The following is a 15,849-nucleotide window of genomic DNA, read 5'->3' as shown; positions in this document are numbered from 1 at the left end:
TCGGACGAAACGTCGATATCGCGCCGGGAGTCAGCATAGTCACCGGCACACATGAACTTTTTACAAACTCCGGGTCGTGCTGCAGGCCTCGGTTATTCTTTACCTATACAGATCGAAGACGGTATTTGGATTGGTGCTTCAGCGACAATTTTACGTGGAATTACCATCACTAAATGCAGCATGATTGCAGCGGGCTCTTTGGTACAAGATGACGTACCAGACCACTGCGTGGTAGGCGGAGTGCCAAGTCACATTATCGGACGGCATCCCGCTTCTGAAGTCGGAACTATTGAGTCAATACAAGCGAGTAAAGCATGATGAGATATCACACAACACTCGGGCCAATACGCTTCAAAGCGTTTGGTGTCTCGTTCTTGCTGCTTGGGTTGGCTCTGGCCATGCGTATCGCTTCAACGCCTACTGCGAATCTCAGCTATCTGGTTATCGCGGGCTACGCACTGGCTGGCCGTACACATGCTATACAAGCGCTTGCTGTGTCCTGGTTTTTCACAATGATCAGTCCTGGGATCGCCCCCCCCGCTACGGCTTCAAGTATGGGTAGATATGCGGTAATTTTCGCTGCGGCACTTTCGGTACTGAGCCGTAGCGAGCTCTTCCGTGACGGCATTCGTATTCAACTGGCAACGTTCGTAACACTTGTCCTAGGTGGTTTCTTCATCGTTCATGCTTTTTTCTTCAGCCCGATGATCGATGTTTCGCTACTAAAAGCCGTCTCTTGGACCTTGACGATGACTACTTTGATATCTGCTTGGTCTGGCTTGCGTGCGGATGAGCGCGAAATCCTATCACAGCAGATTTTTGCAGGGCTCATCGTTTTGATGCTGGTAAGCTTCCCTCTCATTGCGATACCTTTGGGCTACCTAACAAATGGCACGGGTTTTCAAGGTGTGCTAAATCAACCGCAAGCTTTTGGACCAACCATGGCTTTGCTCGGGGCCTGGGCTGCGAGTCGGCTTTTTTCGAGCCCCCGGCCTTCGTGGTGGACCTTTGTTGTCCTTGGCACCTGTCTTGCCATGATTGTGTTCTCAGAAGCGCGTACCGCGGGCTTGGCGTTAGTTCTAGGAATTTTTCTTGCCGTGCTCACAGCGCCGGCATTGTCGGGACGAAGCGTGAAGGATGTGCTACCGGGTTTGCGGAGTCGTCGATTGTTCCTTGCCGGCACTATAGTGCTAATTGTTTCCACATTAGCTGCGCCAAAACTTGCAGACATTGCTGCAAGCTATCTTTCGAAGAGCGGAAGGGCCTCAATAACAGATCTCGTAGATGCGTATAAAAACTCGCGCGGGATCTTGATGGACCCGATGTGGGAAAATATCGAAGTCGATCCGTTTTTCGGGATAGGTTTCGGTATTGCATCGCAAGCCGACGAAATGGAAGTCACGCGTGATCCACTACTTGGCTTGCCCACCGGCGCTGCGGTCGAGAAAGGTGTGCTCCCCCTTGCAGTATGGGAGGAGGTAGGTTTGATCGGATCGATTGGCGTTATTGCTTGGATTTTAATGCTACTCAGTCGAGGAGCACGCGGGGGAGTAACACCTCTCGCAGTGGCGATAACGACGCTGTTGCTCAACCTGGGTGAATCTACCTTGTTTTCACCTGGTGGCCTTGGATTGCTTTCGCTAGTTTTGATTGGCTGGATATTTTCCGCTGGACAAACGAAAGGGACATTGAGATGAAGCAAGATGTTTTCTCTGTCTGGTTTTGGCAACGCATCGTCAGTCCGCACATGGCTGGGCTCGCTTCAGCCCTCGCGAAGCGAGGGTGCCAGGTCGTGTATGTGGCTGAGCAACCTATGACAGAAGACCGAGCGCTCCAAGGTTGGGGGCCACCTGACCTTGTTCCGGCGCAGCTTGAACTAGCACCAAGTAAAGAAGCAGTGCGTAAACTCGTAGAGCGAGCGCCGCCACTCTCCATTCACATCTGTCAGGGTATTAGAGGCAATGGTCTTGTAAGCGTTGCCCAGACCGCGCTCGCAGAGCGTCGCCTGCGTCAGTGGGTGGTGATGGAAACGGTAGAGGATACCGGTTGGAGAGGGATCATCAAGCGTTTCGAATACCGCCGATTATTCGCTAAAGCACGACCACATTTGGACGGGGTCCTCGCAACAGGTGCACTAACGCCCACTTGGGTCGTGGCGCGTGGTGTGGCGCACGAGAATGTGTTTCCATTTGCCTACTTTTTGCCGGATGGAATGGCGGAAGATACGACGGTAGATACTGAAGGGCAAGCATTCCGATTTATCTATGTCGGGCAGTTCATTGAAAGAAAACGCGTTGACCTCCTGATCACCTCGCTGAGCGAGCTCCATCGCGAATTCGAACTCACTGTGATTGGATCCGGGCCGCTGGAGCAGGAATTGCAAGACTTGGCCCACGCCCGTTTATCGAATAGGGTTCGTTGGATGGGACAGATGTCTATTACAGCGGTGCCAAAACACCTGAGCCAGGCTGATTGCCTAGTGCTACCCAGCCGCCATGACGGTTGGGGCGCTGTGGTATCAGAGGCACTAATGGCGGGAACTCCTGCGATCTGCAGTGACTCGTGCGGCTCGGCCGAGGTAGTTCGAGCTAGCGGAATCGGGGGGGTATTCAGAGCTGGAAACGGGATGGAACTAACCAACTTGTTGCAACAGGCTGTGGATAGGGGTCGTGTGAACGGGCTAATGCGCACCGCACTCGCTCAATGGGCCACCAGCTTGGGGGCGCAGGCCGGCGCTGAATACTTGCAAGAATTGCTTGAGCACCGTGCGGGCGTGCGGGAGAGACCTGTTCCGCCTTGGCACAATGCGCATCAAACCACTTGAGTCACATACGTTCCAGTTACAACCCTTTTGCAAGCCAACCAACATATGTCTGACTTATCACCTAACGAGCCCCTTAAGATATTGGCGTTCTCCGACGTTTTCTTGCCTGGTTACAAAGGTGGCGGCCCTATAAAGACTATAAAGAACTTGATAGAGCAGACGGATAAAGAAATTTCTTTTCAGCTCGTCACCAATGACCGAGATCTTGGCGATAGCGCCCCCTACTCCTCGATTGTCTGTGGAGAGTGGAATCAAGTAGGCAATGCATCAGTCTTTTACGCAAAACCCGGCAGTCGCGGCTACAAACAAATCGCACATATCCTCAGAGAGAAAAACTACGATGTTATCTATTTGAATAGCTTCTTTTCTCCGCGTTTTTCTTTTTACCCATTATTGCTAGCCAAATTCTTAAAGAAGAAAATTGTGCTGGGACCTCGGGGAGAATTATCCCGTGGCGCACTAAAAATTAAACCAATAAAAAAGCGTATTTTTATTGCCGCCTTCAAACTCCTCAAACTTCAGAATGGAGTTACATTTCAGGCATCGAGTGATTTTGAACTTCGAGATATTAGTCAAACCCTTGGGCCAAAAGTAGATATCCGTATCGCCGAAGACATAGGATCCAAAGATTTTGCCGAACCCTCTCATGAACGCCAGTCGAACACGCTGCGCGCAGTATTTGTATCTCGCATTTCACCAATAAAAAACCTTCTCATGGCGCTTGAGTCTACGCGCAATATTAAACACCCTTTTATCTACCACGTATATGGCCCGATACAAGATATTTCCTATTGGGAGCAGTGTCAGAGGGTGATTGAAACGCTCCCCACCCATATTACCGTCGAATATAAAGGCCCCCTAAATCCTGCAGACGTTGTAGCAACTATGAGTAAATACGACGTTTTTTACCTTCCGACGAAAGGTGAGAATTACGGTCACGTCATTGCAGAAGCCCTTTGCGCCGCTCTTCCACTCGTAATTTCGGACACAACTCCATGGCGAAATCTTAAAGAGCAAGGTATCGGTTGGGATTTACCTCTTGGCTCACCAGATGAATTTAGTGCTGCACTCAATTGTTTGTCTGAAATGCCCGAAAAGGAGTACAAGGATATGCGTAAGCGTGTACTATTGTGGGCCAAAGAAAAATTCACGCAACGCGATGCCATTGAATCTAATATTGCACTATTCAGACACGCTCACAAAAAAATTTAGGATTAATTACAAATGCCATTCAAGAACAAAGCTTTATTGATTACCGGCGGAACTGGTTCGTTCGGCAATGCCGTCCTCAAGAAATTTTTGCCTACAGAGATCAATGAAATTCGTATCTTCAGCCGCGATGAGAAAAAACAAGACGACATGCGCAAGCGCTACAACAGCGCCAAGCTCAAGTTCTACATCGGCGATGTGCGTGACGAACGCAGTGTCCAGGCAGCCATGCGGGGCGTAGACTACGTTTTTCATGCCGCTGCATTGAAGCAAGTACCCTCCTGCGAGTTTCATCCTATGCAGGCGGTTCGCACCAACGTGCTCGGCACCGAAAACGTACTGGAAGCCGCTATTCAGGCCGGCGTAAAACGCGTTGTTTGCCTGAGCACTGACAAGGCCGTCTATCCCATCAACGCCATGGGGATCAGCAAGGCCATGATGGAAAAGGTCATGGTCGCAGCCAGTCGCAACCTGGAAGGCACCGGTACGATCATCTGCGGTACGCGATACGGCAACGTGATGGCCTCGCGCGGCTCAGTTATTCCTCTGTTCGTGGATCAGGTATTCAGCGGCAATCCCATCACAATCACCGATCCCAGCATGACCCGCTTCATGATGACGCTAGCCGATGCGGTAGATCTTGTGCTGTATGCGTTCGAACACGGCAATAATGGCGACATTTTTGTGCAAAAGGCCCCCGCTGCAACAGTAGAAATCTTGGCCAAGGCTATTTTGGACGTCATGAACAAGCCAGATCACCCGGTGAAGGTCATGGGCACACGGCATGGCGAAAAGCTGTATGAAGCACTTCTCAGTCGAGAGGAAATGGCGTGCGCCGTGGACATGGGCGACTACTATCGCGTTCCACCCGACGGGCGCGACCTGAACTACGCCAAGTTCGTCGAGCAAGGCGATCAAAAACTGACGCGCGCCGAGCACGAAGAAGATTACAACTCCCACAACACCCAGCGTCTCGATGTCGAAGGGATGAAGCAGTTGCTGCTCAAGCTCGACTTCATGCAGCGCATTGCGCGCGGTGAGCACGCCGTAGCAGAGGAGTAACCGTATGAAGGTGCTTATCACGGGGGCCAATGGCTTTGTGGGCAAGAACCTCCAACTACACTTGGCCGAACGCAAGGATGTGGAGTTCGTGTGCTTTACCCGCGCGAATGACGCAGCCGAGCTGCCTGCGTTGCTGCAGCAGGTTGATTTCGTGTTTCACTTGGCCGGGGTCAACCGCCCCCAAAATCCGGCCGATTTCACCACTGGAAATGCCGACCTCACGCATGCGCTGGCTCAGGCCATCGCATCTGTAGCTGAAGCAACTGGCAGGAAGATTCCGGTGATCTACACTTCCTCGATCCAGGCCGCCCGCGACAATCCCTATGGCCAAAGCAAACACCAAGCCGAACAGGCATTGCAGGCAGTCGCTAGCAGCCACCGGGTGCCGGTACACATCTTTCGTCTGCCCAACGTCTTTGGCAAGTGGTGCAAGCCCAACTACAACTCTGCAGTGGCTACTTTTTGCCATAACATCGCGCGAGACTTGCCAATTCAGGTCAACGACCCAGCTGCCACTATCACGCTGGTGTATGTGGATGACGTGATCGAGCGCTTTATCCAACTGATGGATGGCGCAGACGGCGCTTTCGATGCAGAAGGCTTTGCTGCCGTGGCGCCGCAATATACCGCTACCGTGGGTGAGCTCGCGCGCTTGATTCAGGCCTTCAAAGACAGCCGTAACACACTGCTCACCGAGCGCGTTGGCACCGGCTTGGTGCGCGCCTTGTATGCCACCTATGTGAGCTATTTGCCGGTGGAGTCTTTCACCTACGCAGTGCCACAACACGGAGATCCCCGAGGTGTGTTTGTAGAAATGCTCAAGACGCAAGACAGCGGGCAATTCTCGTTTTTTACGGCTCACCCTGGCATTACGCGTGGTGGACATTACCACCACACCAAGACCGAAAAATTTCTGGTCATCAAGGGGCAGGCACGTTTCAAGTTCCGCCATATGCAGACTGGTGAAAGACACGAACTATGCACCAGCGGCGACAAGGCCGAAATCGTGGAAACCGTACCGGGCTGGACGCATGACATCACAAACATTGGCTCCGACGAAATGATCGTGATGCTGTGGGCTAACGAGATTTTTGATCGTCAGCGCCCTGATACCTATGCTTGTCCCCTGTAACGTCTAACCTTATAAACACCCTATTCCATGCAAAAACTGAAAGTCATGACTGTGGTCGGTACCCGGCCCGAGATCATTCGTCTTTCCCGCGTCATGGCCGCGCTGGATCAGCACTGCGACCATGTGCTGGTCCATACCGGCCAGAACTACGACTACGAACTCAACCAGGTGTTCTTTGACGACCTGGGAGTACGCAAGCCCGATTTTTTCCTGAACAGCGCGGAAGGCAGTACCGGTGCAGCCAACACGATTGGGAACCTGATCACCGCCGTGGATGCCTTGCTCGCGCAGGTTCAGCCCGAAGCCATGCTGGTGCTAGGGGACACCAACAGCTGTTTGTCGGTGATTCCTGCCAAACGGCGTAAAGTGCCGATTTTCCACATGGAGGCCGGCAACCGCTGTTTTGACCAGCGCGTGCCTGAGGAGACCAACCGCCGCATTGTGGACCACACGGCCGACATCAACCTCACCTACAGCACGATTGCTCGCGACTACCTGCTGCGCGAAGGGCTGCCACCGGATCAGGTAATCAAGACCGGCAGCCCGATGTATGAAGTGCTGCACCACTACATGCCACAAATACAGGCCTCGGATGCGCTTTCTCGCCTGCAGCTCACGGAAGGTGGGTACTTCGTGGTCAGCGCCCACCGCGAGGAAAACATCGAATCCGATCGCAGCTTTTCCAAGCTGGTGGAAGTGCTCAACGCTGTGGCTGAAGACTACGGATTGCCGGTTGTGGTATCCACGCACCCGCGTACACAAAAGCGCGTGGATGCGACTGGTGCCAAGTTTCACCCGCTGGTGCGTCTGCTAAAGCCCCTGGGGTTTCATGACTACGTCAACCTGCAAATGCAGGCAAAAGCGGTGCTGTCTGATAGCGGCACAATCAACGAAGAATCCTCCATCCTCAACTTCCCGGCGCTGAACCTCCGCGAGGCGCACGAACGGCCCGAAGGCATGGAAGAGGCAGCGGTGATGATGGTTGGCTTGGAAGTCGATCGCGTTCGCCAAGGTCTGGCCATTCTGCAAGGCCAATTACGTGGCACGGAACGCAATCTGCGCTTGGTAGCCGATTACTGCATGCCTAATGTAAGCGATAAAGTGGTGCGCATAATTCATAGTTATACCGACTATGTGAAGCGCGTGGTCTGGAAGCAATATTGACGGTACGCCGGATGAAAATTGCACTGATTGCAGACTCTTTTCCGCCGTTGCGCAACTCCGCAGCCGTGCAACTTCGCGATTTGTCACGCGAATTTGCTCGGCAGGGACACTCACTCACCATCATGCTCCCAACCCCAAGCTTGGATAGCCCTTGGCTCTTGGAACACGTCGACGGCGCGCAGGTGTTGCGCCTGCGCGCGCCGCAGACAAAGGACATCGGCTACGTTCGTCGCACAATTGGCGAATTCCTGATGCCTTATTTCATGCGGCGCAATCTGTACAAGAGTCCACTGGCACAGCAAGTATGGGATGGTGTTGTGTGGTATGCACCTTCCATCTTCCATGGCCCATTGGTCAACACCTTAAAGACGGCTAGCCGCTGCAAGACTTACCTCATCATTCGCGATATTTTCCCCGAATGGGCGGTTGACATGGGTTTGATGGGCAGGGGTCTTCCGTATCGCTTTTTTGATGCGGTAGCGCGATACCAATATTCTGTGGCTGACGTAATCGGGGTGCAAACACCTGGCAACTTAGCCTATTTTGATCAATGGAAGCAAGGCGCCGGGCGCACATTGGAAGTACTGCAAAACTGGTTGGACAAGCCTGCGGAAACTCCATGCACCATCAGGGTGGATCAAACGCCTTTGGCAGGACGCAAAGTCTTTGTGTATGCTGGCAATATGGGAGTGGCCCAAGGCATGAGCATCCTGCTCGATCTGGCCGGCAAGCTACAGAAGCGCGAGGACGTGGGCTTTCTTTTCGTGGGGCGCGGCAGTGATGTGCAACGACTACGCGCTGAAGCTCAGTCGCGCAACTTGGACAATGTGGTGTTTTTTGACGAGATCCACCCCGATGAAATCCCCAATCTCTACGCACAGTGTAGTGTCGGCATCGTTGCGCTAGACCCAAGGCACAAATCCCACAACATTCCCGGAAAATTTCTCACGTATATGCAAAGCGGCCTCCCCGTGCTTGCCAACGTCAACACCGGGAACGATTTGGCTCAAATGATACGCAGCGAACAAGTAGGCCAAGTTTGCGAAAGCAACCAAATCGATGAATTGCACACCTTAGCTGAGGTTGCGCTTCGACAAGTAGAAACAGATGCTGAGATTTCTAATCGTTGTCGTCGATTATTTGAGCAACACTTTTCTGCGACGCAAGCTGTAAGACAGATTGCTGCAGGATTGTCAACTTGACTGTTTACCCCCCTGCTGGTTTCATCTCTCGGTTAGGCCAATTCAAGAGTGCTCATAGCTAAAAGCCTCTCCCAAAGAGTGATGCCCTGTTCCAGCCATACATCGCCATTCAAGCCATACGCATCGTTATCGTCTTTCTATTGGCTAACGCGCGCCAAAGCCCGTGAGCATGGTATGAATCGTTTTCAGAACGATTAAAAAATCCAAGCCAAACGAGAAGTTTTTTATATAATAAAAATCGTGCTCGATTTTAACCTGCGTTTCATCCACTCCTGTGGCATACCCATGGGTAACCTGCGCCCACCCTGTGATTCCGGGTTTAACAATGTGCCGATACTGATAAAATGGCACCTTCCCCTCTAGCTCATCTGCGAACTTCTTGAACTCCGCACGGGGACCGATCAAACTCATTTGGCCGCAAATTACGTTCCAGAACTGCGGCAATTCATCAATGCGTAGCTTGCGAATCACCTTTCCCACCGATGTGACACGCGCATCATTCACAGTGGTAGTCTGATGACTATTTGCAGACTTGCACTCAGTCATGCTGCGGAACTTGTACATTTTGAAGGGCTCGCCGCGATAGCCCACGCGCACCTGATTATAAAAAACATCGCCCCCATCGCCCAGCTTGATCAAGAGCGCGGTGATGAGCATGATGGGAATAACAACAGGCAACGAAACGATGATCAGTGCCACTTCAAGCAGATACTTGACCACCATATAGGTGGATGACGGCAACAGCGAACCAAGGTCATTTTCGTACATGTGGCGGATGCGCACACGCCCCGTCAATGACTCTTCCACATGCCGCAAGTTATACACAGGGATATGTTTAAGCGTACACTCCGCAAGAAATTTTTGCCATTCTGTACTTAGTGCAGGCGCATGCAGATCGGCCACCACAGCATCTATCGCTTTGAGAGGTAAAACAGGGTGCTCCAATCGCTCCCATTGGGCATAGGGAATTTTATGCGCATCTTCAGCGCGCCCAATCGGCACGTATGCCAGCGACAGAACTTTTCGGCCCTCGTTGTACCAATAATCCAAATGAACGAATAAAAAGCAAAAAACAAAGCTAACCGTCAAGTAAACCACGGAATAGGGCCAGCGAAACAGCAATACCAGCATGGCAGACATCCCGTACCAGCTCACAACCACCGGCAGCAGGGTCCCCCAGGTTCTGTTCCCCGGAAATCGGGACAGACTACGCACAGAATACAAAACCCCGGCACTACAGAGCAATGCGATTACAGCGCTTACCAGCAACGTGTTTTCTGAAATAGGCACCTGAATGCCAAAAAGCAAAATGGCCGGCAGTATCACACTCGCCAGCCACAACACCAAATAGCGAAAAATTATCTTCATTGTTAACGAGATATCGTCAGTAAATTTTTTGCTACCGGGTCAACGTGCCGTATTCAACCATTCGGTAAATCTATCTCCTACTTCTGCGTGCTGCTGCGCCAAATCTACGGTTGCCTGTAAAAAACCCAGCTTGCTCCCACAGTCGTAGCGCATTCCCTCATATCGAAACGCAAAAATCTTTTCTCTGCGCAGCATCGATGCTATGGCGTCGGTCAGCTGGATTTCCCCTCCCACGCCCTGCTGCTGGTTGGCCAGCTCATCAAAAATTCCAGGAGTGAGAATATAGCGCCCCGCCACAGCCAGCGTACTGGGGGCATCTTCGGGGCTGGGCTTTTCCACAATCCCGCTCACATCCACCAATCTGTCGTTGAGGGCAGTGCCAGACACAATGCCGTAGCGGCGCGTTTCCTCCCGCGGAACATCCTGCACAGCCAAGATGCTCGCGCGCCACTCTTCGTACTGGCGCACCATTTGCGAGGTGATGGATGGCTCTCCCACCATCAAGTCGTCTGCCAGCAGCACGGCAAACGCCTCGTTGCCCACCAGTTCACGCGCACACAGCACCGCGTGCCCCAGCCCCAAAGCCCGGTGCTGACGCACATACACCACCTGCATGTCATCCGGCTTGATGCTGCGCACCACCTGCAGCAGTTCATGCTTGCCGGCCGCCTCCAGCTCCGACTCCAGCTCGTAAGCCGTGTCGAAATGGTCTTCGATCGAACGCTTGGTGCGGCCAGTCACGAAAATCATTTGTCGGATCCCTGCAGCGTATGCTTCTTCTACCGCATACTGAATCAGCGGCTTGTCTACCACTGTCAGCATCTCCTTGGGGCTTGCCTTGGTAGCCGGCAAAAAACGGGTGCCGAGGCCGGCGATCGGGAAAACGGCTTTGCGAATGCTCTGAACCATAGGGGTTGCTTGTTCCTTGCGTGTGCATGCTGCCGGGGGCGCAAACTGGTGGCAACATGCTCTCTATAATTGGGTTATTCTATCTGCGGCACCCCAAGGTCTCGGTTTTATTACTAAAACGTGACAATGTCGTGACTCGGCGTTGCGAGATGCGGGTGGCGTTGCGGCAGATCAACTTTTCTTTCCCCTTATGGAAACTTCTAGCACCCTGCCTCTGGCCGTTGTCGGCCTGGGCTACGTCGGCCTGCCTCTGGCCGTGGAATTTGGCCGCCACCGTCCGGTGCTCGGTTTTGACATCAACACCCGCCGCATCGCCGAACTGCAGGGCGGCCACGATAGCACACTCGAAACCACAGCCGAGCAACTGGCTGCAGCCAGCCAGTTGCGCTACAGCAGCGATGCGGCCGATCTGGCTGCCTGTCGCATCTTTATCGTGACCGTTCCCACTCCGGTCGACGATGCCATGCAGCCCGACCTGACGCCGCTGATCAAGGCCAGCGCCAGCATCGGCCGCGTGCTCAAGCCCGGCGATCTGGTCATCTACGAATCCACCGTGTATCCCGGCGCTACGGAAGAGGTGTGCGTGCCCGAGCTGGAGCGCGCTTCCGGCCTGCGCTATATCCACAGCGGCAACGAAGGCGAAGTGCCTCCCGAGCAGGGTTTTTACTGCGGCTACAGCCCCGAGCGCATCAACCCCGGCGACAAGGTCAACACCCTCACCAAGATCAAAAAGATCACCAGCGGCAGCACGCCTGCCATTGCCAAGGTGGTGGATGAACTCTATGCCAGCATCATCACCGCCGGCACCTACCCTGCCAGCAGCATCAAGGTGGCCGAGGCCGCCAAGGTGATCGAAAATACCCAGCGCGATCTGAACATTGCCTTCGTCAACGAACTCTCCGTGCTGTTCGCCCGCCTCGGCATCGACACCGTCGAAGTGCTGGAAGCGGCCGGCAGCAAGTGGAACTTCCTGCCTTTCCGCCCCGGTCTGGTAGGCGGGCACTGCATCGGCGTGGATCCGTACTACCTTACCCACAAGGCCCAGGCCGTGGGCTACAACCCGCAGGTCATTCTGGCCGGCCGCCGCATCAACGACAACATGGCGCGCTACGTGGCGCGAAATACCATCAAGCTGATGCTGCAGCAGGGCATGGACGCGCCGCGCTGCAAGGTCGGCATTCTCGGCATCACCTTCAAGGAAAACTGCCCCGACATCCGCAACAGCAAGGTGGTGGACATGGTGCGGGAGTTTCAGGGCTGGGGCATGCAGGTGGTGGTGAGCGATCCGGTAGCGGATGCGGATGAGGTGCGGCACGAGTATGGCATCGAGCTGCAGGCCATTGATGCTGCGCACCCGGTGGATGTGCTGGTGGTGGCCGTGGGGCACAGTGCCTACCGCGCCATGACGCCTGCCGAACTGCGCCCCCTGTGCCGGGGAGACAAGCCCATTCTGGCCGATGTGAAGAGCCTGTATGACCGCCATGATGCGGCGGCGCAGGGGTTTGCGGTTTTTCGGCTTTAAACCTCGTGCAAGGCCTTGCCCACCTGGTCCTTGGCCGACAGCGTGGGCTGAGCAATGCCATGTTGCTGCAGCGGCCACGCAATGCCTACAGCGGGGTCGTTCCAGGCCAGGCATGCCTCGTGCTGGGGAGCATAGTAGTCGGTCATCTTGTACAAGAGCTCCGCACCGTCGCTCAGCGTCAGAAAACCATGCGCCATCCCCGGCGGGATCCAGAGCTGGCTGCAGCTTGATTCGCTCAGCGTCAGGCCGTACCACTGCCCGAAAGCAGGGGAATCGCGCCGGATGTCGACCACCACGTCATACACAGCCCCCCGCACGACACGCAACAGCTTGCCCTGGGGTTGTTGCGTCTGGTAGTGCATGCCGCGCAGCACGCCCTTGGCCGAGTGCGTATGGTTGTCCTGCACAAACTGGTAGTGGGTGCCGGTGGCTTCGTTGAAGGCGCGCTGGTTGAAGCTTTCGTAAAGAAAACCACGCTCGTCATGATGCACCGTGGGCTCCAGCAGCATGAGGCCGGGAATAGGCAGATGCACGGCTTTCATATGCGCCCTTCCTGAAGCAGGCGCATGAGATAGCGGCCGTAGCCGCTCTTGCACAGGGGCTCGGCCAGCGCTTGCAGTTGCGCGGCGTCGATCCAGCCGTTGCGCCAGGCTACTTCTTCGGGGCAGGCAATCTTCAGGCCCTGGCGCTGCTCCAGCGTGGCGATAAAGCCGCTGGCATCGAGCAGGCTTTCGTGCGTGCCCGTGTCCAGCCAGGCGTAGCCTCGTTGCATGATGCGCACAGTGAGCGCGCCTTGCTCCAGATAGTGCCGGTTGACGTCGCTGATCTCCAGTTCGCCGCGTGCGCTGGGCCGCAGGCTCTTGGCGATGGCACTGGCGCTGGAGTCATAAAAGTAGAGGCCGGTGATGGCATAGCTTGAAGCAGGCTGCGCCGGCTTTTCTTCGATGCGCACGGCCTGGCCCTGGGGGTTGAAGCTGATGACGCCATAACGCTCCGGGTCGCTGACATGGTAGGCGAAGACGGTGGCGCCCTGCTCCTGTTTGCCGGCTTCTTGCAGCATGGGGGCCAGATCATGGCCATAGAACAGATTGTCGCCAAGGATCAGGGCACACGGTGCTCCGTCCAGAAAGGGCTCGGCAATCAGCAGGGCCTGGGCAATGCCTTCGGGCCGCGCCTGTTCGGCATAGTGCAGGCGGATGCCCCACTGCGCGCCATCGCCCAGCAGTTGCCGGAAGCGCGGCGCGTCTTCCGGCGTGGTGATGATGAGAATGTCGCGCAGGCCCGCCAGCATCAGCGTGGTCAGCGGGTAGTAGATCATCGGCTTGTCGTAAACGGGCAGCAGCTGCTTGCTGATGGCCAGTGTGGCCGGATGCAGGCGCGTGCCGGCGCCGCCGGCCAGGATGATGCCTTTGCGTTGGGTGGTCATGGGCTGTATTGTCAGGCCTGGCTCGTGAGGACTTCCGACAGCATGCGCTCCAGCCCGATGCGCCAGTCGGGCAGGTGGATGCCGAAGGTGTGCTGCAGCCGGGTGGTGTCCAGGCGCGAATTGGCGGGGCGTGCTGCTTTGGAGGGGTAGGCTGAAGCCGGGACGGGGTGCACGGATTGTGGCGCCACTTTGATGGCAGCGCCTGCTGCGCGGGCCGCATCGAGTACATGGCAGGCGTAGCCGTGCCAAGTGGTTTCGCCCGCTGCGGCCAGATGGTACAGGCCTGCACAGGCCGGATCGCGCAGCAGTTGGCGGATGGCGTGCGCCGTGACGTCGGCAATCAGCTCGGCACCTGTGGGGGCGCCGTGCTGGTCATCGATGACGTTCAGTTCCGAGCGCTCCTTGCCGAGTTGCAGCATGGTTTTGGCAAAGTTGCTGCCGCGCGCGTCGTAGACCCAGCTGGTGCGGAAAATCAGATGCCTGGGGCCATGTTGCCGGATTGCCTGCTCGCCTTCCAGCTTGGTCTGGCCATAGACGTTGAGTGGCGCTGGGGCGTCGGTTTCGCGCCAGGGGCGCTCGCCGCTGCCGTCGAAGACGTAATCGGTGGAAAAGTGCACTAGCGCGGCGCCAAGGCGCGCGGCTTCCTGTGCCAGGACTGCCACGGCCGTGGCGTTAACGGTGCGGGCTGCGGCAGTGTCGCTTTCCGCCTGGTCGACTGCGGTAAAGGCTGCGGCATTGACGATCACATCCGGGCGCAGCTGCCGGATGGTTTCTGCCAAAGCGGCGGGGTGCAGGAAGTTGCCTTGCAGGGGCGCACCCTCACAGATCGGATTGCTTTCTGGCTGCCGGCCCAGGGCCACCAGCTCGCCTAGCGGGGCAAGGCTGCGCTGCAGTTCCCAGCCGAGCTGGCCATTCTTGCCAAAGAGCAGGATTTTCATGGCACCGCCTTCGCGGCGGTGTTGGCGGCTGCGATCGTCTGCGCTCGGTACGCCCCGCTCTGGATGTTTGCCACCCAGTGGGGATGCTGCAGATACCATTGCACGGTCCTGGCGATGCCCGTTGCGAAGGTTTCGGCCGGCTGCCAGCCGAGTTCGCGCTCGATCTTGCGGGCATCGATGGCATAGCGGCGGTCGTGGCCGGGGCGGTCCGGCACGAAGGTGATCTGCGTGTCGTAGCTCTTGCCATCTGCGCGGGGGTGCAGCCTATCGAGCTGGTGGCACAGGGTTTGCACGATTTCGAGGTTGGGCTTTTCGTTCCAGCCGCCGATGTTGTAGCTCTGGCCCGGCTGGCCGGCCTCCAGCACGCGGCGCAGGGCGCGGCAGTGGTCCTGCACATACAGCCAGTCGCGGATGTGCATGCCGTCGCCATAGATCGGCAGCGGCTTGCCGGCCAGCGCGTTGACGATCATCAGCGGGATGAGTTTTTCGGGAAACTGCCAGGGGCCGTAGTTGTTGCTGCAGTGGGTGGTGATTACCGGCAAGCCGTAGGTGCGATGCCACGCACGCGCCAGATGATCACTGGCTGCCTTGCTGGCGCTGTAGGGGCTATTGGGGGCGTAGCTGTGCGTTTCGGCGAAGGCCGGTGCGTCGGGTGGGAGGCTGCCGTAGACCTCGTCGGTGGAGATGTGCAGGAAGCGGAAGGCGGCGCGCTCTGCCTGGGGCAGGCTGTTGCAATAGCTGCGAGCGGCTTCGAGCAGGTGGAAGGTGCCGACTATATTGGTCTGGACGAATGCATCCGGGCCCTGGATGGACTGGTCTACATGGCTTTCTGCGGCGAAGTGCAGCACGGCACGGGGGCGGCAGGTGTGCAGCAGCTGTTCGACCAGGGCGCGGTCACCGATGTCGCCCTGGACGAAGGTGTGGCGTGGATCGCCCTGCAGGGGCGCAAGCGTTTCGAGATTGCCGGCGTAGGTAAGCTTGTCGAGGTTGATGACCGGCTCGTCGCACTGCGCCAGCCAGTCGAGAACGAAATTGCCGCCGATGAAGCCGGCTCCGCCTGTGATGAGGATCATGCGTCAATTCTGGTTGCGGA

General features: G+C 56.1%; 15 protein-coding genes. 9 read left to right on the top strand and 6 right to left on the bottom strand.

The annotated features are described in order from the left end of the window. Positions 1 to 51: 51 nt before the first annotated feature. From ACX36O_RS01655 to ACX36O_RS01620, 8 genes are read left to right on the top strand one after another with little or no spacing between them, the layout of a single operon-like run. The gene (locus ACX36O_RS01655; RefSeq protein ID WP_488359975.1) at positions 52 to 318 is read left to right on the top strand and encodes an LbetaH domain-containing protein; all 267 of its coding nucleotides are present in this window, start codon (positions 52 to 54) and stop codon (positions 316 to 318) included. Further along, complete coding sequence (locus ACX36O_RS01650; protein WP_488359974.1) at positions 315 to 1,697, top strand: hypothetical protein; 1,383 nt, start codon at positions 315 to 317, stop codon at positions 1,695 to 1,697. The genes ACX36O_RS01655 and ACX36O_RS01650 overlap by 4 nt, the downstream gene beginning before the upstream one ends. Beyond that, positions 1,694 to 2,824 carry a glycosyltransferase gene (locus tag ACX36O_RS01645; protein WP_488359973.1) on the top strand — a complete coding sequence of 377 codons (1,131 nt, stop codon included), beginning with the start codon at positions 1,694 to 1,696 and terminating at the stop codon, positions 2,822 to 2,824. The genes ACX36O_RS01650 and ACX36O_RS01645 overlap by 4 nt, the downstream gene beginning before the upstream one ends. A 45-nt stretch (positions 2,825 to 2,869) precedes the next feature. Next, positions 2,870 to 4,036 (top strand): glycosyltransferase family 4 protein, encoded by a 1,167-nt coding sequence (locus ACX36O_RS01640; protein ID WP_488359972.1) that lies wholly within the window; start codon positions 2,870 to 2,872, stop codon positions 4,034 to 4,036. A gap of 12 nt (positions 4,037 to 4,048) precedes the next feature. Next, entirely contained in the window at positions 4,049 to 5,095 is a 1,047-nt protein-coding gene (locus ACX36O_RS01635; RefSeq protein ID WP_488359971.1) for a polysaccharide biosynthesis protein, read from the top strand. Between the two features lie 4 nt (positions 5,096 to 5,099). Next, the gene (wbjC, locus tag ACX36O_RS01630) at positions 5,100 to 6,227 is read left to right on the top strand and encodes a UDP-2-acetamido-2,6-beta-L-arabino-hexul-4-ose reductase (RefSeq protein ID WP_488359970.1); all 1,128 of its coding nucleotides are present in this window, start codon (positions 5,100 to 5,102) and stop codon (positions 6,225 to 6,227) included. 27 nt (positions 6,228 to 6,254) lie between these two features. After that, positions 6,255 to 7,391: a non-hydrolyzing UDP-N-acetylglucosamine 2-epimerase gene (gene wecB, locus ACX36O_RS01625; RefSeq protein ID WP_488359969.1), complete on the top strand. Its 1,137-nt coding sequence runs from the start codon at positions 6,255 to 6,257 to the stop codon at positions 7,389 to 7,391. Positions 7,392 to 7,402: 11 nt separating this feature from the next. Next, a complete protein-coding gene (locus ACX36O_RS01620; RefSeq protein WP_488359968.1) occupies positions 7,403 to 8,593 on the top strand; it encodes a glycosyltransferase family 4 protein in 1,191 nt (396 codons plus the stop codon). A gap of 144 nt (positions 8,594 to 8,737) precedes the next feature. On the opposite strand, the gene ACX36O_RS01615 is transcribed toward ACX36O_RS01620, so the two are convergent. Together ACX36O_RS01615 and galU are read right to left on the bottom strand one after the other, a co-directional pair. After that, a complete protein-coding gene (locus ACX36O_RS01615; RefSeq protein ID WP_488359967.1) occupies positions 8,738 to 9,961 on the bottom strand; it encodes a sugar transferase in 1,224 nt (407 codons plus the stop codon). Between the two features lie 39 nt (positions 9,962 to 10,000). Then, complete coding sequence (gene galU / locus ACX36O_RS01610) at positions 10,001 to 10,870, bottom strand: UTP--glucose-1-phosphate uridylyltransferase GalU (RefSeq protein WP_488359966.1); 870 nt, start codon at positions 10,868 to 10,870, stop codon at positions 10,001 to 10,003. 190 nt (positions 10,871 to 11,060) lie between these two features. Here galU and ACX36O_RS01605 point away from each other — a divergent pair, with 190 nt between their 5' ends. Next, positions 11,061 to 12,392 carry a nucleotide sugar dehydrogenase gene (locus ACX36O_RS01605; protein WP_488359965.1) on the top strand — a complete coding sequence of 444 codons (1,332 nt, stop codon included), beginning with the start codon at positions 11,061 to 11,063 and terminating at the stop codon, positions 12,390 to 12,392. Here ACX36O_RS01605 and rfbC read toward each other — a convergent pair. Genes rfbC through rfbB form a run of 4 tightly spaced genes read right to left on the bottom strand, consistent with a single transcriptional unit; the run spans position 12,389 to position 15,829 of the window. Continuing rightward, positions 12,389 to 12,934: a dTDP-4-dehydrorhamnose 3,5-epimerase gene (gene rfbC, locus ACX36O_RS01600; RefSeq protein WP_488359964.1), complete on the bottom strand. Its 546-nt coding sequence runs from the start codon at positions 12,932 to 12,934 to the stop codon at positions 12,389 to 12,391. The two genes, ACX36O_RS01605 and rfbC, sit on opposite strands and share 4 nt — an antisense overlap. Then, complete coding sequence (rfbA, locus tag ACX36O_RS01595) at positions 12,931 to 13,818, bottom strand: glucose-1-phosphate thymidylyltransferase RfbA (protein WP_488359963.1); 888 nt, start codon at positions 13,816 to 13,818, stop codon at positions 12,931 to 12,933. The genes rfbC and rfbA overlap by 4 nt, the downstream gene beginning before the upstream one ends. An 11-nt stretch (positions 13,819 to 13,829) precedes the next feature. Further along, the gene (gene rfbD, locus ACX36O_RS01590; protein WP_488359962.1) at positions 13,830 to 14,756 is read right to left on the bottom strand and encodes a dTDP-4-dehydrorhamnose reductase; all 927 of its coding nucleotides are present in this window, start codon (positions 14,754 to 14,756) and stop codon (positions 13,830 to 13,832) included. Further along, complete coding sequence (rfbB, locus tag ACX36O_RS01585) at positions 14,753 to 15,829, bottom strand: dTDP-glucose 4,6-dehydratase (RefSeq protein WP_488359961.1); 1,077 nt, start codon at positions 15,827 to 15,829, stop codon at positions 14,753 to 14,755. Before rfbB ends, rfbD begins: the two co-directional genes overlap by 4 nt. Positions 15,830 to 15,849 lie beyond the last annotated feature (20 nt).

The sequence above is a fragment of the Brachymonas sp. KE5 genome, assembly GCF_057773645.1.
The sequence above is the reverse complement of the archived record's forward strand: the minus strand, read 5'-3'. Positions and strand labels throughout refer to the sequence as shown.

Coding starts and splice junctions, on each gene's coding strand:
- ACX36O_RS01605 (WP_488359965.1), top strand. CDS start 11,061: ATGGAAACTTCTAGCACCCTGCCTCTGGCCGTTGTCGGCCTGGGCTAC.
- wecB (WP_488359969.1), top strand. CDS start 6,255: ATGCAAAAACTGAAAGTCATGACTGTGGTCGGTACCCGGCCCGAGATC.
- rfbC (WP_488359964.1), bottom strand. CDS start 12,934: ATGAAAGCCGTGCATCTGCCTATTCCCGGCCTCATGCTGCTGGAGCCC.
- wbjC (WP_488359970.1), top strand. CDS start 5,100: ATGAAGGTGCTTATCACGGGGGCCAATGGCTTTGTGGGCAAGAACCTC.
- galU (WP_488359966.1), bottom strand. CDS start 10,870: ATGGTTCAGAGCATTCGCAAAGCCGTTTTCCCGATCGCCGGCCTCGGC.
- rfbD (WP_488359962.1), bottom strand. CDS start 14,756: ATGAAAATCCTGCTCTTTGGCAAGAATGGCCAGCTCGGCTGGGAACTG.
- ACX36O_RS01620 (WP_488359968.1), top strand. CDS start 7,403: ATGAAAATTGCACTGATTGCAGACTCTTTTCCGCCGTTGCGCAACTCC.
- rfbB (WP_488359961.1), bottom strand. CDS start 15,829: ATGATCCTCATCACAGGCGGAGCCGGCTTCATCGGCGGCAATTTCGTT.
- rfbA (WP_488359963.1), bottom strand. CDS start 13,818: ATGACCACCCAACGCAAAGGCATCATCCTGGCCGGCGGCGCCGGCACG.
- ACX36O_RS01615 (WP_488359967.1), bottom strand. CDS start 9,961: ATGAAGATAATTTTTCGCTATTTGGTGTTGTGGCTGGCGAGTGTGATA.
- ACX36O_RS01650 (WP_488359974.1), top strand. CDS start 315: ATGATGAGATATCACACAACACTCGGGCCAATACGCTTCAAAGCGTTT.
- ACX36O_RS01645 (WP_488359973.1), top strand. CDS start 1,694: ATGAAGCAAGATGTTTTCTCTGTCTGGTTTTGGCAACGCATCGTCAGT.
- ACX36O_RS01640 (WP_488359972.1), top strand. CDS start 2,870: ATGTCTGACTTATCACCTAACGAGCCCCTTAAGATATTGGCGTTCTCC.
- ACX36O_RS01635 (WP_488359971.1), top strand. CDS start 4,049: ATGCCATTCAAGAACAAAGCTTTATTGATTACCGGCGGAACTGGTTCG.
- ACX36O_RS01655 (WP_488359975.1), top strand. CDS start 52: ATGAACTTTTTACAAACTCCGGGTCGTGCTGCAGGCCTCGGTTATTCT.